The sequence below is a fragment of the Sphingobacteriaceae bacterium genome (genome assembly GCA_002319075.1).
GTDB lineage: Bacteria > Bacteroidota > Bacteroidia > B-17B0 > Aurantibacillaceae > Aurantibacillus.
Map to the genome: position 1 here is coordinate 5570485 of NVQB01000001.1, position 17346 is coordinate 5587830.

15 protein-coding genes are annotated in these 17346 nt (G+C 39.2%); 7 read left to right on the forward strand and 8 right to left on the reverse strand.

The window, feature by feature from the left end; all coding sequences use genetic code 11:
• Positions 1-221: 221 nt before the first annotated feature.
• From CNR22_24075 to CNR22_24085, 3 genes are all read right to left on the reverse strand, one after another.
• Complete coding sequence (locus CNR22_24075; GenBank protein ID PBQ34722.1) at positions 222-575, reverse strand: hypothetical protein; 354 nt, start codon at positions 573-575, stop codon at positions 222-224.
• Between the two features lie 135 nt (positions 576-710).
• Complete coding sequence (locus CNR22_24080; protein ID PBQ34991.1) at positions 711-998, reverse strand: hypothetical protein; 288 nt, start codon at positions 996-998, stop codon at positions 711-713.
• A 40-nt stretch (positions 999-1038) separates the two neighbouring features.
• Positions 1039-1587: an RNA polymerase subunit sigma-24 gene (locus CNR22_24085; GenBank protein PBQ34992.1), complete on the reverse strand. Its 549-nt coding sequence runs from the start codon at positions 1585-1587 to the stop codon at positions 1039-1041.
• A 157-nt stretch (positions 1588-1744) separates the two neighbouring features.
• On the opposite strand from CNR22_24085, the gene CNR22_24090 reads away from it, so the two are divergent.
• The 6 genes from CNR22_24090 (at position 1745) to CNR22_24115 (ending at position 10035) form a co-directional block, all read left to right on the forward strand.
• Positions 1745-2632 carry a GTPase Era gene (locus tag CNR22_24090; GenBank protein ID PBQ34723.1) on the forward strand — a complete coding sequence of 296 codons (888 nt, stop codon included), beginning with the start codon at positions 1745-1747 and terminating at the stop codon, positions 2630-2632.
• 175 nt (positions 2633-2807) lie between these two features.
• On the forward strand, positions 2808-3164 hold the full coding sequence (locus tag CNR22_24095; protein ID PBQ34724.1) for a hypothetical protein: 357 nt from the start codon (positions 2808-2810) through the stop codon (positions 3162-3164).
• 47 nt (positions 3165-3211) lie between these two features.
• The gene (locus CNR22_24100) at positions 3212-4120 is read left to right on the forward strand and encodes an AraC family transcriptional regulator (GenBank protein ID PBQ34725.1); all 909 of its coding nucleotides are present in this window, start codon (positions 3212-3214) and stop codon (positions 4118-4120) included.
• 192 nt (positions 4121-4312) lie between these two features.
• Entirely contained in the window at positions 4313-5701 is a 1389-nt protein-coding gene (locus CNR22_24105; protein PBQ34726.1) for a transporter, read from the forward strand.
• A 2-nt stretch (positions 5702-5703) separates the two neighbouring features.
• Positions 5704-8934 carry an acriflavin resistance protein gene (locus tag CNR22_24110; protein PBQ34727.1) on the forward strand — a complete coding sequence of 1077 codons (3231 nt, stop codon included), beginning with the start codon at positions 5704-5706 and terminating at the stop codon, positions 8932-8934.
• A gap of 21 nt (positions 8935-8955) precedes the next feature.
• Entirely contained in the window at positions 8956-10035 is a 1080-nt protein-coding gene (locus CNR22_24115) for an efflux transporter periplasmic adaptor subunit (protein PBQ34728.1), read from the forward strand.
• Positions 10036-10464: 429 nt separating this feature from the next.
• Here the strand turns inward: CNR22_24115 and CNR22_24120 are convergent, their stop codons facing one another.
• Positions 10465-11502 (reverse strand): arginase, encoded by a 1038-nt coding sequence (locus CNR22_24120; protein PBQ34729.1) that lies wholly within the window; start codon positions 11500-11502, stop codon positions 10465-10467.
• A 138-nt stretch (positions 11503-11640) separates the two neighbouring features.
• Positions 11641-13386 carry a hypothetical protein gene (locus CNR22_24125; protein ID PBQ34730.1) on the reverse strand — a complete coding sequence of 582 codons (1746 nt, stop codon included), beginning with the start codon at positions 13384-13386 and terminating at the stop codon, positions 11641-11643.
• Between the two features lie 112 nt (positions 13387-13498).
• Between CNR22_24125 and CNR22_24130 the strand changes: the two genes are divergently transcribed.
• Positions 13499-14308 (forward strand): hypothetical protein, encoded by an 810-nt coding sequence (locus CNR22_24130; GenBank protein ID PBQ34731.1) that lies wholly within the window; start codon positions 13499-13501, stop codon positions 14306-14308.
• Between the two features lie 12 nt (positions 14309-14320).
• On the opposite strand, the gene CNR22_24135 is transcribed toward CNR22_24130, so the two are convergent.
• The 3 genes from CNR22_24135 to CNR22_24145 all read right to left on the reverse strand — a co-directional run bounded on the left by CNR22_24135 (position 14321) and on the right by CNR22_24145 (position 17281).
• Positions 14321-15217, reverse strand: a complete 897-nt coding sequence (locus CNR22_24135) for a hypothetical protein (GenBank protein PBQ34732.1) — start codon at positions 15215-15217, stop codon at positions 14321-14323.
• A gap of 117 nt (positions 15218-15334) precedes the next feature.
• Positions 15335-16051, reverse strand: a complete 717-nt coding sequence (locus tag CNR22_24140) for an RNA pseudouridine synthase (protein ID PBQ34733.1) — start codon at positions 16049-16051, stop codon at positions 15335-15337.
• A gap of 3 nt (positions 16052-16054) precedes the next feature.
• Positions 16055-17281 carry a hypothetical protein gene (locus tag CNR22_24145; GenBank protein ID PBQ34734.1) on the reverse strand — a complete coding sequence of 409 codons (1227 nt, stop codon included), beginning with the start codon at positions 17279-17281 and terminating at the stop codon, positions 16055-16057.
• Between the last annotated feature and the right edge of the window lie 65 nt (positions 17282-17346).

A 17346-nucleotide genomic window follows, 5' to 3' on the forward strand; every position in this document is an offset into this window, starting at 1 on the left:
ACCCTGAGGAGTGATAGTTTAATTTAAACTAGTTTTGTGAAGCGCCTACTTTATGCATTTCGCTGCATGCCGCCCCTGTTCTGTGATCTTGCCAATGGTTGTGCATGCCTCTGCCGCAGTGGCGCGGACCAATAAAAGCCATTAAACTTCCGAAAGTCAGTGCCATACTGGCCACAAACACTGCTATTTTTGTTCCTCTTTTCATTGTTCAATTTTTAAAATTAAAAATTTGTTGTTTTATTTTTTTCTTCTGTTCCAAAGTTTTCCGAACCACCTTTGTAGTGTGGGCCGCAACGGTGTCCGTACTTTTCCATGAAGGCCTTACGATCATCTTCACTCATGTTATTGAATTTCTGAGCATAGGCATAACGCCATTGGTGACGGTGCCTGCCTCCTCCCATAAGACGGAAAATAGATTTAAGAAGGAAAAGAACTACCAGCACTTTTAAAATTATAAAAGGCATCATAAAAAGTAGTACTCCCGCAAGAATACCGGCTAACACTGTTTTTAAAATTTGTTTTGTACTCATAACTTTTGTTTTTAGACTATTGTCTTCGTGAATCTGCGATTTCATTTTATTTGTTTTTTTAGTTTGGGAAGGTTTACTGAAGCGCTTCAGAAGGCCTTCTATAATAGGAAGACGAGCAAGATGTATTTTTACTTTAATTATTTGAAAATAAAAAAGCCAGTCCTAAAACTGGCTTATCATTTATTTCCTTGAGCAACGCTCTTTCCATTGCTCACGGAATTTCTCACGCTCCTCTTCGCTCATGTTCATCATTTTTTGTCTCCAGGGCGGTCCACCTCTATGCCCCGGTCCGGTCCGCCCTCTTCGAAAACCGCCGAATAAGATCCGGCAAAGGATCAACAGCCCTGCTGCCTGCAAATAAGTAAGAGTACCTACTCCACTTACTACCGGTGGCAAAATGGCGTTCCACAAAAACATAACCGCTAAGCCGCCGGCAGCCACAAAGGCCAGTCCGAAGAGTGGAAACATAAAAAATCTTCTTTGTTTAAATCCTCTGTTTATCATTTTATTAGTAGTCTAAAAATTCGTTATATAAATCGTTTAATCTTTCTCTTAAAAATTTTACTGCATACCCTTTGCGGGAAATGATTGTCTTAATGCTTTCTCCACTTTGATCGGCAATCTCCTGCAGACTTTTTTCTTCCAGCTCATTCTGTATAAAAACACTTCTTTGTTTTTCAGGAAGTTCTTCCAACGCAGACATCAGCTCTTCCCAGAAAATCTTTTTAAAAAACTCGTCCTCCGAATTTTGCGGGTCTGCTAAAAGAATTTCTTTAAAATTAATTTCACCGCTTTCGTTCTCAAAAGCAAAATCTTCAAGGCGTTCTGGTTTTTTCCTGCGGAAACGGTCTGTTATTTTATTTTTCGCAACCCTGTACAGCCATCCGCTAACACTTTCAATGGCATCCACTTCATCCAGGTTGCTGTACTGGTACCATACATCCTGTAAAATATCTTCGGCATCTTCATCGCTATTTACTTTGCCACGAATAAAACCCAATAGCTGTTTGCCATAGAGCGCAACCGTTTGAACAATAGTTTGTTTTTTTTCAGCCATGAATACGTTACTATCTACCTGCATTATTACTGTAGACGGATGAGATTTAAAATTACTTTAAAATAGTTGAAAAAGTTCTAACCAGGCAACAATTCAAGTAGAACGCCGGTTTTTTTAAAACTATCTTCCACAAATAACACTAACTTTACGGTTCAAAATGACAGAACTTACACCTCATAAATCCGGCTTCGTAAACATCATTGGATGTCCGAATGTTGGAAAATCTACCCTAATGAATGCCTTAGTAGGCGAACGTTTAAGCATTATCACTTCTAAAGCACAGACAACGCGTCACCGTATAATGGGCATTGTTAGTGGCGACGATTATCAGATCGTATTCAGCGATACTCCCGGCATTATAAAACCGCTCTACAAACTGCAAGAGAAAATGATGCAGTTTGTTATTACGGCTTTAACAGACGCAGATCTGTTTTTATACATCACCGATGTTTTTGAGGACATTCAACTGGAAGAATCTTATTTAGCAAAACTTCAGAAAACACAAACACCTATCCTGCTCCTGATAAATAAGATAGATATCGCCACACAGGCCCAGTTGGAAGAATCTCTGGTAAAATGGCGTGAGAGATTACCAATGGCTGAGATCATGGCTATTTCTGCACTTGAAAAATTCAACATCGATAAGATCATGAACCGCATCATCGAATTACTTCCTACCGGAGATGCCTATTATAACAAAGAAGAATTCACTGACAAATCGGAACGCTTTTTTGTGAGTGAAATCGTAAGAGAAAAAATTCTACTGAATTATAAAAAAGAAATCCCTTACAGCGTTGAAGTGATCGTCAACTCCTTTAAAGAAGAAGAAAAGATCATTAAAATTCAGGTGGATATTTTGGTGGAACGGGATAGTCAGAAAGGCATTATTATTGGCGACAAAGGCTCTGCTCTCAAACGTGTGGGGACAGCTGCCCGTAAAGACATGGAAATCTTTTTTAAGAAACAGGTGTTTTTAGAATTGTTCGTAAAGGTAGATAAGGATTGGCGGAGCAATGATACCCGGTTGAAGAACTTCGGGTATTGATTTTGCGGAGTCTGACGCTGATTTCGCAGATCGCACAGATTGAAATAAAATAAAACCTCTAAGTTTACCAGGAACGTTCCTGGATGACTCACGATCAACTTATAATTTTAAATTGTTAAGCCACTAGTTGTAGAAGGCTAAATAACTCTGATTACATTTATAGTCATTCAGATCAGTGTTATCTGAGCAATCTGCGTCAAAAAAAGAGAACATGAGACTGGAAATAGAAAAAACAACATCCACTCAAGGCTGGTCAAATAAAGATTTCAGTCCAAAGTTTTTAGAGTTAATTCTAAAAAACGAAAGTGAAAGACCTTCTGAAATCAAGATCTATTTTGCAGACAAGGAACTGATCTTCGAAAAAAAATTGTTTGAGGGACTCCCCTATCTTACTTTTAAGGCCGACGCTAAAGCTGCGTTCAACAAATTCAAATTAATGCCAAGTATAGCATTAGAGCGCAGATATGCCTTTTATTATTTACGATGTAACGAGGCAGAACTTGTTGAATCTATTGAATTATTGCATTTGTGATTACATTTTTTAAGATTTGTATTGTTTGAAATCCATAACTTTGCAATATGAATAAGACGCTTACCTTACAGGAATTTTACACGGAGTATTTGCCGAAGAAAGATAACCCTTTGGTATTACTGCCACAGATGGGACATTTTAATGTTTTTCAAAGAGGAATTTTCTGTAAACGTCTGACACAAATTCACCGTACGGACTTTTATAAAATTGCTTTGGTGATTGGTACCGGTATTTTACACCTGGAAGATAAAAAGATTGAAGTTAAAGGCAGAGCATTGATCTTCTATAACCCTATGACGCCGCACATGTGGGAGCCCATCTCCGAAAAGCAGGAAGGTTATTTTTGTCTTTTTAATAATACTTTCATTGCTCCGGCTATGAATGACAATAATTTCAGAAACTCTCCGCTCTACAATACAAATCTTAATCCGGTTTACGATCTTACGAAAGATCAGGCGAAAGAACTTGACATGCTTTTCAAAAAAATGATGCAGGAAGTAGATGGCGACTATGTAAAAAAATATGAATTATTGAGCCATTACCTGCATATCCTTATTCATGAGGCTCACAAGATGCAGCCCTCCAGCTCGTCCAGTGATAAGTACTCCAGCGCTTCATCACGCATTTCTTCACTTTTTATCGAAATGCTCGAACGCCAATTTCCGGTGGATTCTACAGAACAATCCTTAAAATTAAAAACACCACATGACTTTGCCGACTTACTTTCTGTACATGTCAATCATCTGAACAGAGCGGTTAAAGAAGTAACAGGCAGAAGCACCACCGAAATTATTTCCGCAAGAATTGCAAACGAAGCTAAAGCCCTGTTAAAACACAGCGACAACAGCGTTGCTCAAATAGCCTACAGTCTTGGATTTGAACACCCTTCCAACTTCAACATTTTTTTCAAAAAACAAACCAGTAAAACTCCGGGGATGCTGAGATCACGGGCGTAAACGTTTGCGTAGAATATTCCAGCATACAATTCCCGATTCCTCAAAAAACCGTTAACATTCTTTCACAGAGCTAAATTAGCATTGTTTGATTTGCATAGTTAATCGTTTGAAATCCATAATTTTTATTTTTATTCTATTCTGAAATTTGTGAACTGAAATTTTATTTTTTTTCCAATTTCATTTATACGAACCATGATCAGAAACAGTTTTGTTTCCTTACTCTTAAGCCTCTTGTTTTTTTCTCCTGCCCTGGCCCAGAAACAAACGCTTACATTAAAAGACGCTTTACAAAAAGGACTTGAAAATTACGGAAGCGTAAAAGCAAAAGAAAATTACGCACAGGCGTCAAAAGCTTCCGTGCAACAAAGTAAAAGAGATTACCTTCCAAACCTTGTTCTCTCTGCACAACAAGATTACGGAACTATCAATGGTCAAAACGGTCCGCTCTATGGTTTTGGCGGTTTTGGCGTTGCCTCATCAGGGCTTCCACTCGCCACTCAAAACTGGAATGCCGCATATGGTGCGCTTTATCTTGCCAACGTTAACTGGGAATTTTTCACTTTCGGAAGAACACGTCAAAGGATTAAAATTTCTGAAGAAGCTTTAAGACGCGATGAGAACGACCTTGCGCAAGAACAATTTCAGCACCAGGTGCGGGTAGCTTCAGCTTATTTGAATTTAATAGCCGCCCAAAGAATCACCCGCTCGCAGCAAAAAAATTTAGAACGCGCCATAGTCTTTAAAAACAATGCCGTAACCCGCGCCAAAAACGGATTGATTGCAGGTGTAGACTCTTCTTTAGCGGCCGCAGAAGTTTCAAGTGCAAGAATAGCGTTAACCCGCGCTAAAGATGCTGAACAAGAACAAGCGGGCAGACTCGCTGTATTAACCGGACTGACATTTTCGGATTTTGTTTTGGATACCAATCTTGTAAGCCGCGTGCCGTCGGGTGCTGCAGCTTCGGGCTCAAAACAGCATCCTGTTTTAAATTTTTATCAAAGTCGTATTGACCTGGGAAACACACAAGCCAGCTATTACCGCAGGTTTTATTTTCCAACATTTTCTTTATTCGGCGTTGTTCAAGAGAGAGGTTCAGGCTTCGAAGCAGGATATACCACCAATCAAACTGCTTTTACCAAAGACTATGCCAGCGGTGTAAAACCTGTGCGTGGAAATTATTTATTAGGAGTTGGCCTCAACTGGAACCTGACCACTATTGTTCGCAACAGCGCGCAGGTAAAATCTCAAAAATTTATGGTCGAAGCTTTACAAAACGAATACGATTTAGCCAATCAACAATTAAAAATGCAGGACGCTTTGTCAGATGCAAAAATGAAGAACGCGCTCGACAATTACGCAGAAGCACCTGTGCAAGTAAAAGCTGCGTCGGATGCTTATCTCCAGAAAACAACTTTATATAAAAACGGATTAGCAACCATGGTAGAAGTCACTCAAACACTTTACACACTTAACCGCGCCGAAACCGACCGCGACATAGCTTTTACAAATGTCTGGCAGGCTTTGGTATTAAAGGCTGCTGCTACCGGAGACATTACATTATTAACTAACGAACTACATTAACCATGATCCGTTTCGCCCTTCGCAAACCCATATCCATTTTAGTACTGGTGGCAGGTTTATTTTTCTTCGGTATAAATGCTACGCGCGATATCAAGATAGACATTCTGCCAAACATGAATTTACCGGTAATTTATATTGCCCATCCTTTCGGTGGCTATTCACCTACACAAATGGAAACCTATTTTGGTAAATCCTATATCAATATTCTTTTGTTCGCTAACGGTGTAAAAAGTATTGAAACAAAAAACATACAGGGCTTAACCTTGATGAAATTAACCTATTACCAGGGAACAAACATGGCGCAGGCGGCGGCTGAGATCAGTGCGCTCTCTAACCGTGTGCAGGCTATTTTTCCGCCGGGATCAAATCCCCCATTTGTTATTCGTTTTGATGCTTCTTCTCTGCCGGTAGGACAATTGGTACTGAGCAGCAAGATCAGAAGCAATAACGAACTGCAGGATTTAGCCAATGTTTATGTACGTGCTTCTTTTACGTCTATTCCCGGCCTTCTTGCTCCTGCTCCTTTTGGGGGCAATGTGCGGACAGTGGAAGTAAACGTAGATCCGGAATTATTAAGATCGCATAATTTAAGTGTAGATCAAATTGTAGAAGCCATCCGGTTAAATAATCAAACAGCTCCTGCCGGAAATGTGCGTATAGGCGATAAAAATTATTTAACTCCCACCAACAATACCATTAAAGAAGTGAAAGACTTTGAAACCATTCCACTTTTTAAAGGCGTGCAGAATTTATACTTACGCGACGTTGCTACCGTAAAAGATGGTGCTGACGTGGCTGCGGGCTATGCATTAATTGACGGGAAACGTTCTGTTTATATCAGCATTGCAAAGTCAGGCGACGCTTCTACCTGGGAAGTGGTAAATAATTTAAAAAAGAATCTGCCAAAAATTCAGAGCACACTTCCTGAAGACGTGACTTTAACTTACGAATTCGATCAATCTGTATACGTGATTAACGCCGTAAAAAGTTTGGTGAGTGAAGGTATTATCGGTGCTATCCTTACAGGCTTAATGGTGCTTTTATTTTTAGGAGACCGCAGAGCTGCGCTGATCGTGATCATGACCATTCCAACCTCTATTATTTCAGGGATATTGTTTCTAAAACTTTTCGGACAGACGATCAATATCATGTCTTTAAGTGGATTGGCTTTAGCCATTGGAATTCTTGTAGATGAGAGTACCGTAACGATAGAAAATATTCACCAACACTTAGATATGGGCAAACCCAAAGCCAAAGCTATTTGGGATGCCTGCCGGGAAATCGCACTTCCTAAATTATTAATTCTCTTGTGTATTCTTGCCGTGTTCGCTCCGGCCTTTACCATGGTGGGAATTCCGGGCGCTTTATTTTTACCATTGGCCCTGGCAATTGGCTTCTCGATGGTGGTTTCGTTTTTATTGTCACAAACATTTGTTCCGGTATTAGCTAACTGGATGATGAAAGAACATAAACACGCCCACAAAGAAGGTGAACGCGATGCTTCAGAATTAACCTTTGATACCGCAGAACAAAAACGCATTATGGCACAGCGCATGGATAGCAATAACGACGGCAAAATCGGGCGCTTCGAAAAATTCAGAATGCGGTTTATGCGGTTCTTAGACCGTTTATTAAAACGCCGTAAGCTGGTAACCGTTATGTACTTGCTTGTGATTTCGCTTCTCGCCGTTTTATTTTTGGCGACTATCGGACGTGACGTACTTCCGAAAGTAAATTCCAGTCAATTTCAATTAAGACTCAGAGCCCCCGATGGCACACGAATTGAGCGTACCGAAGAAAAAGTAAGAACGGTTCTTGCAGCACTGGATTCGATGGTTGGCAAAGAGCATGTGAATATTACTTCTGTATACGTGGGGCAACACCCTTCTTTATTTTCAGTGAATCCAATTTATTTGTTTATGTCTGGCCCGCAGGAAGCTGTTTTCCAGGTGAGTTTGAAAGACTACCATGCAGACATGGATATTTTTAAAGACGAATTCAGAGAGCGTATTGCCAAAGTCTTGCCTGATGTAAAATTATCTTTTGAACCTATAGAACTTATCGATAAAGTATTAAGCCAGGGATCTCCTACCCCAGTAGAAGTAAGGATTGCGGGTAAAAACAAAAAGGTGAATGAAGACTACGCAAACAAAATAATTGCCAAACTGAAAGCAATAAATTACCTGCGTGATATTCAAATTGCTCAACCTATTAAATATCCTTCTCTGAACATTAACATCGACAGAACAAGAGCATCGCAATTGGGAGTGGACATGAATGATATTTCCCGTTCACTTATAGCTTCTACCTCTTCTTCCCGTTATACCGAAAAAAATATCTGGGTAGACGAAAAACAAGGCCTATCGTACAATGTACAGGTACAGGTGCCTCTTAACAAGATGCAAAGTTTAGACGATATCAATGAAATACCTTTGTTGAAAAATGCTATTCGTCCCGTATTAAGCGACGTAGCCAGTATTACAAAGGGTGTTACCTATGGTGAAAATGATAATCTTGGTGCAACACCTTATTTATCGGTAACCGCCAATCTTTACAAAACAGACCTGGGAACTGCTTCTGAAGATGTAAAAAAGGCCATTAAGGATCTGGGAGAATTGCCACGCGGTTTATTTATTGAACCCATTGGCCTTGGAACTGTGTTAGATGAAACTTTGAGCAGTCTGCAATCAGGATTACTTGTTGCGATAGTTGTGATCTTTTTAATGCTATCCGCTAACTTCCAATCGTTCCGTGTTTCCTTTGTGATCTTAACCACTGTACCTGCCGTGGTTTTAGGGTCATTACTTTTACTAAAACTCACCGGTTCTACTTTAAATCTTCAATCCTATATGGGCATTATTATGTCGGTGGGTGTATCGATTGCTAATGCCGTTTTACTAATTACAAATGCCGAACAATTAAGGCGCATTTCCGGCAATGCCCTGGAGTCAGCCAGGGAGGCAGCTTCTCTAAGGCTACGTCCGATCATTATGACCAGTGTGGCCATGATTGCGGGTATGTTACCCATGGCTATCGGTCATGGGGAAGGCGGCGACCAGGTATCACCTCTGGGACGCGCTGTAATTGGAGGTTTACTTTTTTCAACCTTTGCCGTATTAATTATTCTTCCTAACATTTTTGCCTGGGTGCAGGAAAAAACAAGTATCAAGTCTGTATCCCTTGACCCGGAAGACCAGGAGAGCGAACATTACATTCAAACAGGTGGCATTTAATTATTTTGAAAAACAGATAGTATGATAAAAAATAAAATTATAGTTGGACTTTTTGCTTTGGTTAGTTTGCAAAGTTGTTCTTCCTCAGAAAAAAAAGAAGAAAAAAAAGAACTGGCAACCCACCCGGAAACATTTTTACTGCAAAAAAACAAATTCTCCACACGTCTTGTTTTACCGGGAGAATTGATAGCGTATCAACAGGTAGATCTTTATGCAAAAGTGACCAGTTTTGTAAAAGAACTGCATGTTGACATTGGCTCTGAAGTAAGCGCCGGTGAGCTTTTGATGACCCTGGAAGCTCCAGAACTGTTATCGCAACTGGCAGCAGCAGAATCGCGTTTAAAATCACTGGAAGCAAATTACACCGCCAGCAGTGCTAATTACAACCGTTTAGTAGAAGCCGGTAAAATTCCCGGCACTGTTTCGCAAAATGATTTAGACCAGGCCAATGCCAAAAAAAATGCTGACTTCTCTAACCTCGAAGGCGCCAAAGCTTCGTACAAAGAAGTAGGTGTTATAAAAAGTTATTTAGAAATCCGCGCGCCTTTTAACGGGATCATCACCTCGCGGAATGTAAATCCCGGTGCCTACGTGGGTCCCAGCGGCAAAGGATCTGAATTTCCCCTGCTAACTTTACAGGAACAAAAACATCTGAGACTTGCTGTTTCTATTCCCGAAGCTTACACCGGACTACTAAATCAAAACGATGCGGTGACCTTTAAAGTTAAATCAATGCCTTCTGAAACTTTTACAGCGACCATAAAACGGATGGCCGGGGCATTAGATCTGCGATTAAGATCAGAACGTATAGAAATGGATATAGAAAATGAAGCAAAAAAATTATTACCCGGAACAGTGGCGGAAGTTTTTATACCCTTGGCTTCCAAAGACAGCAGCTTTGTGGTTCCAAAAACGGCGCTGGTAAACTCAAACGAAGGAACTTATGTAATTGCTGTAGTAGACAACAAAGCAAAACAAATTCCTGTAAAAAAAGGACGTGACGTAGAAGACAAAACAGAAGTTTTCGGGGATCTAAAAATAAATGAGGAGCTACTAAACAAAGCCAACGAAGAAATTAAGGACGGGACACCGATCAGGTAAAAGCATCTATCTAAGAAATAAAACCGATTATTTACATTTGTAAGATTTTCGCAGAACTTGTAACCTATAGCGTTTATGCTATATGTAATTTTATACCAGAGTTTTTCTTTTGTTGGGTAAGGAAAAACAGCCCCGCCAGATGTAATAGCATCTGACGGGGTTTTTCTTTTTACTATTGGCTTGGACCAGGAATAAAAGTTTTTACATAAGTGATCGCCGGGCGCAAAAATCATTTCAACTGCGAACTTACAACAAGGCTGGGACGAGGCTTTTAAAGAGGCGGGCTTGTAAAATGGACGTATACGTTTGGAAGATTATTTTATCTTCTGTGAACGGAAAAATGAAAACGCTTAGTAAACATGTGACGCTAAGCCGGCAAGTTCTTCGTTTGCGGGTGCGGGTCTTGTGCCTGGCGAATGCAGATTGCAGCTACTTGTTTTGGCTAAAACTGGCTTTTATAAAATCCGTCATCAAATAAGCAATGAGTTTACCAGTTTTGTTATCTGCTTTAATGTGAGAAAGAACAGGCGCTCCTTCAGCAATGTGAAAATAAAGACATTTTAAATTCCTTGCGCAATGGTCAACATACTGCCTGGCCTGCGTTGGCGAAATTCCACTGCTGGTTTTGGCACTTGACGGCACATTGGTAATAGCGTCCAAATCTATTTCCAAACCACATAGTTCTTCTTTCACAAAACCAATACATTGATTCAAAGCGGTTTTGAAATTTAGTTCTTCTCTTACGAAAACGGATTCGTAAGTTGTATAAAATAAATGAACAGGGTGTTCTTTAAATTTTTGAATGGACCCCTGGTTGTTATATTGTTCATGCATGGCAAGCACTGCGTACCTGTTCAAAAAATTATTTTCATACGCATAAGAAAAACCATTTCCACTGTGTCGGCCTTCGAGTGGACGAAAATCTAAGTGCGGATCGCAATTGATAACGTTTATTTTCCTGCCCAGCGCCTGCGAAGCACCTTTAATATTTCCGTAAGAATTATTATGCCCTCCGCCAATAACCACCGGAACTTTATTTAACGTCACGACTAGTTTTATTACTTCCGATACGCGTTCATCTAATAATGAAACAAGCTCTCTCAACTTTACAAGCTCATTTTTATTTTTCATATCCAGATTTTCAGCCTCATGCATCAGGTCGTCCACTAAAATCTCTCCAAGTATAAAAACACTTTCGGCTTTTAAGAAATCATTATTTTGCTGATTTAAAAAACTATCAAGGGCTGGTCTGAAAGCAGTGGCCGCTCCTGCCCTTCCATAATTTGCGCGAACACCTATATCTTCAGCGATTCCAATAACTACAAATTTGGCGTCCGTGTTTTCAAGATCTTTTTTCCAATCCGAAGAAACGTATTGCACGGCTTCTCCTATCTTATCTTCTCCGCTGCGTTTACGGGTTAATTTTTCTATGTCTCCCTTTGTGTAAGGCTTTAGTATGTTTGTCATGCAGCCGCGAAATTAAGAAATTAATTTCAGGATGAGCTAAACAGGGCAACAGATCCGATAGCTTTTGTATGATCTAATTTCACGGAGTAAATTAAACCAATAGTGCTGCAACAACACGTAAAGAACTATCACAGATATTTACCTCACCGTTATTTTCACATTGGGAAGATCTCTTATGTCTTCGGGTGATTGCACTTTAATATCGTCGATGTAAATTTTAGATCCTATTTTAACCTTTGACATAGCTTGTCGGGCCGGCTCTGATAACTGATTGCCCTGGCATTTGAAAAACTGAACTCCTACACCCTGAGTAAAGATTGTCATGGAAAATTCAGTTACCCTGAAAGGCGCTTCAAAATCTACACTCGCTACATCCAAACCTATGGATCCGACATTTTTTGCGTCTGCAGGTTTCATATCCATGTTTCCAATTACTGTTCTTCCATTTATTCTTAAAGGAGGATTCGGAAAACGTTTTACCCGAAAGATTTGCGGCGGACCTTGTTGAACCAATTTCCCTTCCAACTTCTGAAACACCGAAAGCGTGCATGTACCTGTTCCCTTGACCTTTACCATGTACTTTCCATTATTTTGCCCCTGAAGGGTACCATTGCAGCCTTTAATATCCACAACAAGATCAACCGGTGCGACACCTGCCGCAGAAACAGTTAAAGGATTGTCAACGCCTGCATAAAACACATTCATTTTATCAGGACTAATAGCCACCGCCGCGTTAGCCACAACGTATTCTTTCGCGTAAGGAAAATATTTGTATTCACCATTGTTATTCCTGAATTTGATCCAGCCTTTTACCTCTTTGTGACCTGCTCCAGCAGTGCCGAATTTAATTTTACCCGTACCGTTGTCAATGGGAAGAATTTGTGCGTCTTTAGAAATAACTCCAGTGGCTGTATCCATGTCACCCATAATAAACTGCAAATTATCTTCTTTAAAATCAGTTGAAGAAGCGCTTAAAAAAACATCAGCGGTGAATGGCGAACCAGCTTGTACATAATTACTTATGGGAACGATGCGGGCTTCGAGCTGATTAAATTTCACCGATAATTTTCCGGAAGCTGAAGCAAAAGTATTTACTGTGTAGCCCTGAATGTTAAGAATATCACTTTGTATCTTAGAAAGGTTTGTAATGACTGCTGCCAAAGGCTGGTTGTAAAAATTCTTGTATTCCCATTTTACAGGCTTACCCTCTTCGTCCGTAGAGTTATCAAGCGGACGCAAGGCTTTTATTTTGCTCTTTAGCGCCAAATAATCTTCAGGAGGTAATTTTGATCCTTTCTTGTCTTTCATAAGATCTATCATTCTTTCTAAAGAGTCTGCCAGCATAGTAATTTTTTGCCTTAATTCGTCTGCCGAATATTTTCCTTTTTTAGGATTTAACTCATCCGATCCCATCAGGAAAAAAGTCGGCTTATCATAATTATCCAGGCTTTCTACTTCGGCCAAAGTCAAAGTATCTGCGCCTTTTGTATCCTCAGTATACTTTATGACTTCTCTTTTTAAACTATCCACATAAGTATAAGCTTTATCACTTAAACGATTTGCTTCTTTAGCTTTTGCGTAATAAGGTTCGAATTCATGTCGCCCCTGCTTAATTGCCTCTTCGAAGGCTTCCATAATTTTACCTGTGTTGTTTGTAAAATTCGAATTTGTTGTTTCTATACTTTCGTTAATGTGTACAAAACCTTGTAGTACTTCTTTGCTGACATTAAGTGCCAGTAAGCAGGTAAGAACAAGGTACATTAAGCTGATCATTTTTTGCCTGGGGGTTTCTTTTGTTCCTGCCATGTTTTTAGTATTTAGTAGTGAGTAGTAAGAATCAGTAGTTAGTTGCCGGTGTTTAAAAGATGATAAACCTTGTTTCATGTGTATAAATTCTGAATTTAAAAAATGGTACAAACTTTATTTTTTTGAACAGCGCGTAACCTTTTAGAGACTATGCATTCAGGAGCGCGAAAAAATTACAGTATCTTTAAGTATGAGATTTCTTTTTTTTGTACTTGTTTGGATAGAATGCCATGCTCAGCAAACTTTTATTGAGGTGGACAGTCTTTCTCATTTCCCGAACAAAACATACGAAAGTCTTGGCAACTACAGCTGCTTACTTTTAGGCGAAATGCACGGTACTGCGGAAGCTCCGCTTATCGTAAAATCTCTTGCTGATATTTTCTCAAAACATCAGCAGGTAATAATTGCCCTTGAAATTCCAGATGAGAACCAGCAAGAAATTAACCGCTATTTAAAAAACGGTGACGAAACTATTTTACAAAAAGTTAAATTCTTTACTGATACCAGAGACGGCCGTTCCAGCGAAGCCATGGCCAGGCTGATAAAAAGTGTTTATAAAAAAGAAAACATCCAGCTTGTTTGTTTTGACGTTTCAGATTATTACAGCAGCAATACTTACAGAGACAGTCTTATGGCTCAAAACATCCTGAGAATAAAAAAACAAAATCCCGAAGCTGTGCTAATTTCATTATCTGGCAACATACATTCGAATACCAAAAAAGGATTTAGAGAAGGTTACCAAACCATGGGCTATTATTTAAAAAAAGAATTGGGGCTTACCGTGATTTCATTAAACATACTTTACCAGGAAGGAACCGCGTATAACTGTGTGGAGGGAATTTGCAAAGAAAGAAAAATGGAACCTGACAACTCCCAATTTAAAAACTTCCTCAGAAAAACTGCTTTTATTCTGATAGACCCAGCCTTTGAAGCAAGCGGCATTCATGGGATCATCTATTTGAAAGAGGTCACGGCCTCTCTGCCCTACATTCAATTTTAATTACCGGGCAAACTACTTAACAAGTGGAACTCTAAGCTTATCTTCTCCACTTATATTCCCCAGCATGGTGGAGTCAAAATCAACAATCATATTTGAAATACCAAAATCCATCATTGGTTTTATGTCCGGAGGAACCATGCCGTAAGCAATCTTTTGATCCATCAATTCATTTTTTTTCAACCATGCTATATGATCTGTATCTATATTCCAGTAAAAACTTGCATAGAAATCGGGCTTAAGCATTTTTGGCATGAGGTAATAGGTCCATTCCTTGCCCGAATCAAAACCTTCAAGTGCAGTTGCAATTCCGCGGTGTTTGTTTTCGAGGTAAAAAACAAATAAGATATCCGAATTAGCAATAATGGCGTGTTTTTCTATGTGAAATTCCTTAATAATGGCCACCATGTCTTCAGCTGTTTTAAAATCGGTGAGTTTCATGTCAAAATAAAACAAAAAGTCTTCACTGTATTTATCAAGTAATTCGCGCAAAGTGATCATGTATACATTCGTATCAAACTTTTCCTCCCTGTACAATAGCGGATACTTCTTTAGATCTTTGTAAGTCATGGTATCTACTTCACCCTTAATGCCCAGCAACCGATCGCAAAAATCATCATGAAAAACAATAAGCTCTCCATTTTTATCACGACGAATATCAATTTCGAGTGCCGCAAACCCAGCGTCTTTCGCCTTGTCTATAGAAAGTTCACAGCTCTCAGGATAATAAAGATCGATTCCACGGTGCGCAAATAATAATTTATCATCAGGTACAGCATTATTTGGATCAAGGGCAGCTTCCTTTCGTCCAAAGCCTCCGTATGAAAACATAAAAATAAAATACAGACTTGTAAAGCACAGCAAAATGTAAGCGGTGATTTTTACAGGTTTTTTAGCAAAGATATGAGACATGGTTTAGTGCGGAATAAAGATATTGCATCTCAGCTTCAGAACCAAGCGAAACTTGACATTCTACCAAATCACATCTACCCATTGAAAGATTTTAATGCTTGCATAGGTAGATAATAATCACAGAATGCTTTTTCTAAAATAAGCCCAGACAGCGTCATCACTTATAGGAAAGGTTTCAAGACTGATTTCTTCCTGTTTTACCGGATGTACAAAGTTTAACTGGTAACTATGCAAATGAATAAATCCACCTTCATTTGTGCGGTTAAAACCATACTTGAGATCCCCTTTAATCGGGCAACCTATGGCAGATAACTGACAACGGATCTGGTGATGTCTTCCTGTAAATAATTTGATTTTTAAAAGGTGGTAATTGTCTGAAGAAGCTAAAAGTTCGTATTCCAATTCTGCTTTTAAAGCCTCTCCCGTTGGTTTACTGAAGGCTTTAGACATATTGGTTTTTTCATTTTTTGTAAGGTAGTGGATAAGCCTGTCTGATTGTTTTGGCGGTTTATTTTTTACAACAGCTAAATAAGTTTTGTGAATCGTTTTCTCGCGAAAGAGTTCGTTAAAGCGGGAAAGAGCTTTACTTGTTTTTGCAAAAATCACGAGTCCACTCACCGGACGATCCAGGCGGTGAATAACTCCGCAAAACACATTGCCTGGTTTATTATCTCTGAGTTTGATAAAATTTTTTATCTTCTCGCTCAGCGGCATATCGCCGGTTTTATCCCCCTGAACAATCTCTGAAGGAAGTTTATTCACCACTATAATATGATTGTCTTCGTAAACGATCTGCTCCTTCCAAATAGACTCTTTATTGATCTTAGCGTTCATGATTTATCGAATCCCGGTTTTTGTTGTTTTTTGTTTGATCTTAAATATCACATTCAATTTATATTCAATACCTCCTGAAGGAGAACTGGCAGGCGATTGAGCGAGATAACCAAAATTATTAATTAAAAAATAATCTTCTGTGCCGGTTACAAAATAATTTTCTTTAGCTGTTTTAGTTAATGACTTTTCACTATTGAACCAAATGGGCCAGTCAAATTTTGGGTTTGCGCGCAAATAATTGGTATAGCTGCTCAAGCTGTCATCAAGGCAAATACTCAGAAAAACCACCTTGCCTTCAAATTTCTTTTTTAAAGCTGCAATCTTTGGCATCTCTTTTAATGTCTCAATATTTTTTGTGGAGAAAAAATTTAAATATATCCAGCGGCCTTTGTAGGCACTCAAACTAGAGATAGTGCCCTGTTTGTTGCGTGCTGAAAAACCGGGGGCGGCCGACCCAACCTGCATCTTATTAAAATAAGCAAGCATGGTTGAAGCGATTTTTTTATGTTCTTTATTCCTGGTTTGAAGATTTATCTGCGAAACAATACTTTCAACAGCATCCGGAACAAAATCTACGCTGAAATAAAAATCCCACATGTTTTTAAGTATTACCAATTCACGCAGACTATCTGTTTTTAGAAGTTTATCCTGCCTTACAAAGTTCAGGAGACCAGCATAATCTGCCTTTACATTAATGAGGTTATAAAGTGACTGCCCCTTATGTTGCGATGCAATGGTATTGAGGTAACCTTTAAAACAGGCATTAAAAAACTGCATATATTCATAGTGATTGTATTGTATCTCCTTATTGTTGATATAAGAGTCAATCAGAAAATTCTCCCCGCGCGATACGCTGGCATTTATTGAGGCAATGGAGTAAACAACATAGCTTCTGAAATAAGCATTATCGATTTTGGCGTATCTCTCATAGCAGAGTTTCTGCAAAGAGTCTGCCCGTTTAAACATTGAGGGACGAAAATGAGAATCCTGCATCAGGAAAAAATTATTGTATTGTTCCTGGTAATCAAAAACCAGGGCATTAAGTTCTGTGCTGTCGTGCCCTACAATTCCAATGTTTATAAAAAGATCAGCATCATTCCTGTAATCAAAATCCTTTTCTAATTCGGGAATGGTGATGCCATACACGAAATCAGGTTGTACATACATCTGCGATACTACATTTCCAATTCTAAAAAAAACAGCCTGGGTGTAGAGCGACTGGTAGTTCAATTCAAAGTAACCATCTGCTGCTATGGTATCCTGACTTTCCTTTTGTTGAAGATTAGTAATGCCGT

Bases quoted from the DNA above. Each gene is read 5' to 3' on its own strand.
- CNR22_24075 (PBQ34722.1), bottom strand. From the start codon at position 575: ATGAAATCGCAGATTCACGAAGACAATAGTCTAAAAACAAAAGTTATG.
- CNR22_24080 (PBQ34991.1), bottom strand. From the start codon at position 998: ATGTTTCCACTCTTCGGACTGGCCTTTGTGGCTGCCGGCGGCTTAGCG.
- CNR22_24085 (PBQ34992.1), bottom strand. From the start codon at position 1,587: ATGGCTGAAAAAAAACAAACTATTGTTCAAACGGTTGCGCTCTATGGC.
- CNR22_24090 (PBQ34723.1), top strand. From the start codon at position 1,745: ATGACAGAACTTACACCTCATAAATCCGGCTTCGTAAACATCATTGGA.
- CNR22_24100 (PBQ34725.1), top strand. From the start codon at position 3,212: ATGAATAAGACGCTTACCTTACAGGAATTTTACACGGAGTATTTGCCG.
- CNR22_24105 (PBQ34726.1), top strand. From the start codon at position 4,313: ATGATCAGAAACAGTTTTGTTTCCTTACTCTTAAGCCTCTTGTTTTTT.
- CNR22_24110 (PBQ34727.1), top strand. From the start codon at position 5,704: ATGATCCGTTTCGCCCTTCGCAAACCCATATCCATTTTAGTACTGGTG.
- CNR22_24115 (PBQ34728.1), top strand. From the start codon at position 8,956: ATGATAAAAAATAAAATTATAGTTGGACTTTTTGCTTTGGTTAGTTTG.
- CNR22_24120 (PBQ34729.1), bottom strand. From the start codon at position 11,502: ATGACAAACATACTAAAGCCTTACACAAAGGGAGACATAGAAAAATTA.
- CNR22_24125 (PBQ34730.1), bottom strand. From the start codon at position 13,386: ATGAAACAAGGTTTATCATCTTTTAAACACCGGCAACTAACTACTGAT.
- CNR22_24130 (PBQ34731.1), top strand. From the start codon at position 13,499: ATGAGATTTCTTTTTTTTGTACTTGTTTGGATAGAATGCCATGCTCAG.
- CNR22_24135 (PBQ34732.1), bottom strand. From the start codon at position 15,217: ATGTCTCATATCTTTGCTAAAAAACCTGTAAAAATCACCGCTTACATT.
- CNR22_24140 (PBQ34733.1), bottom strand. From the start codon at position 16,051: ATGAACGCTAAGATCAATAAAGAGTCTATTTGGAAGGAGCAGATCGTT.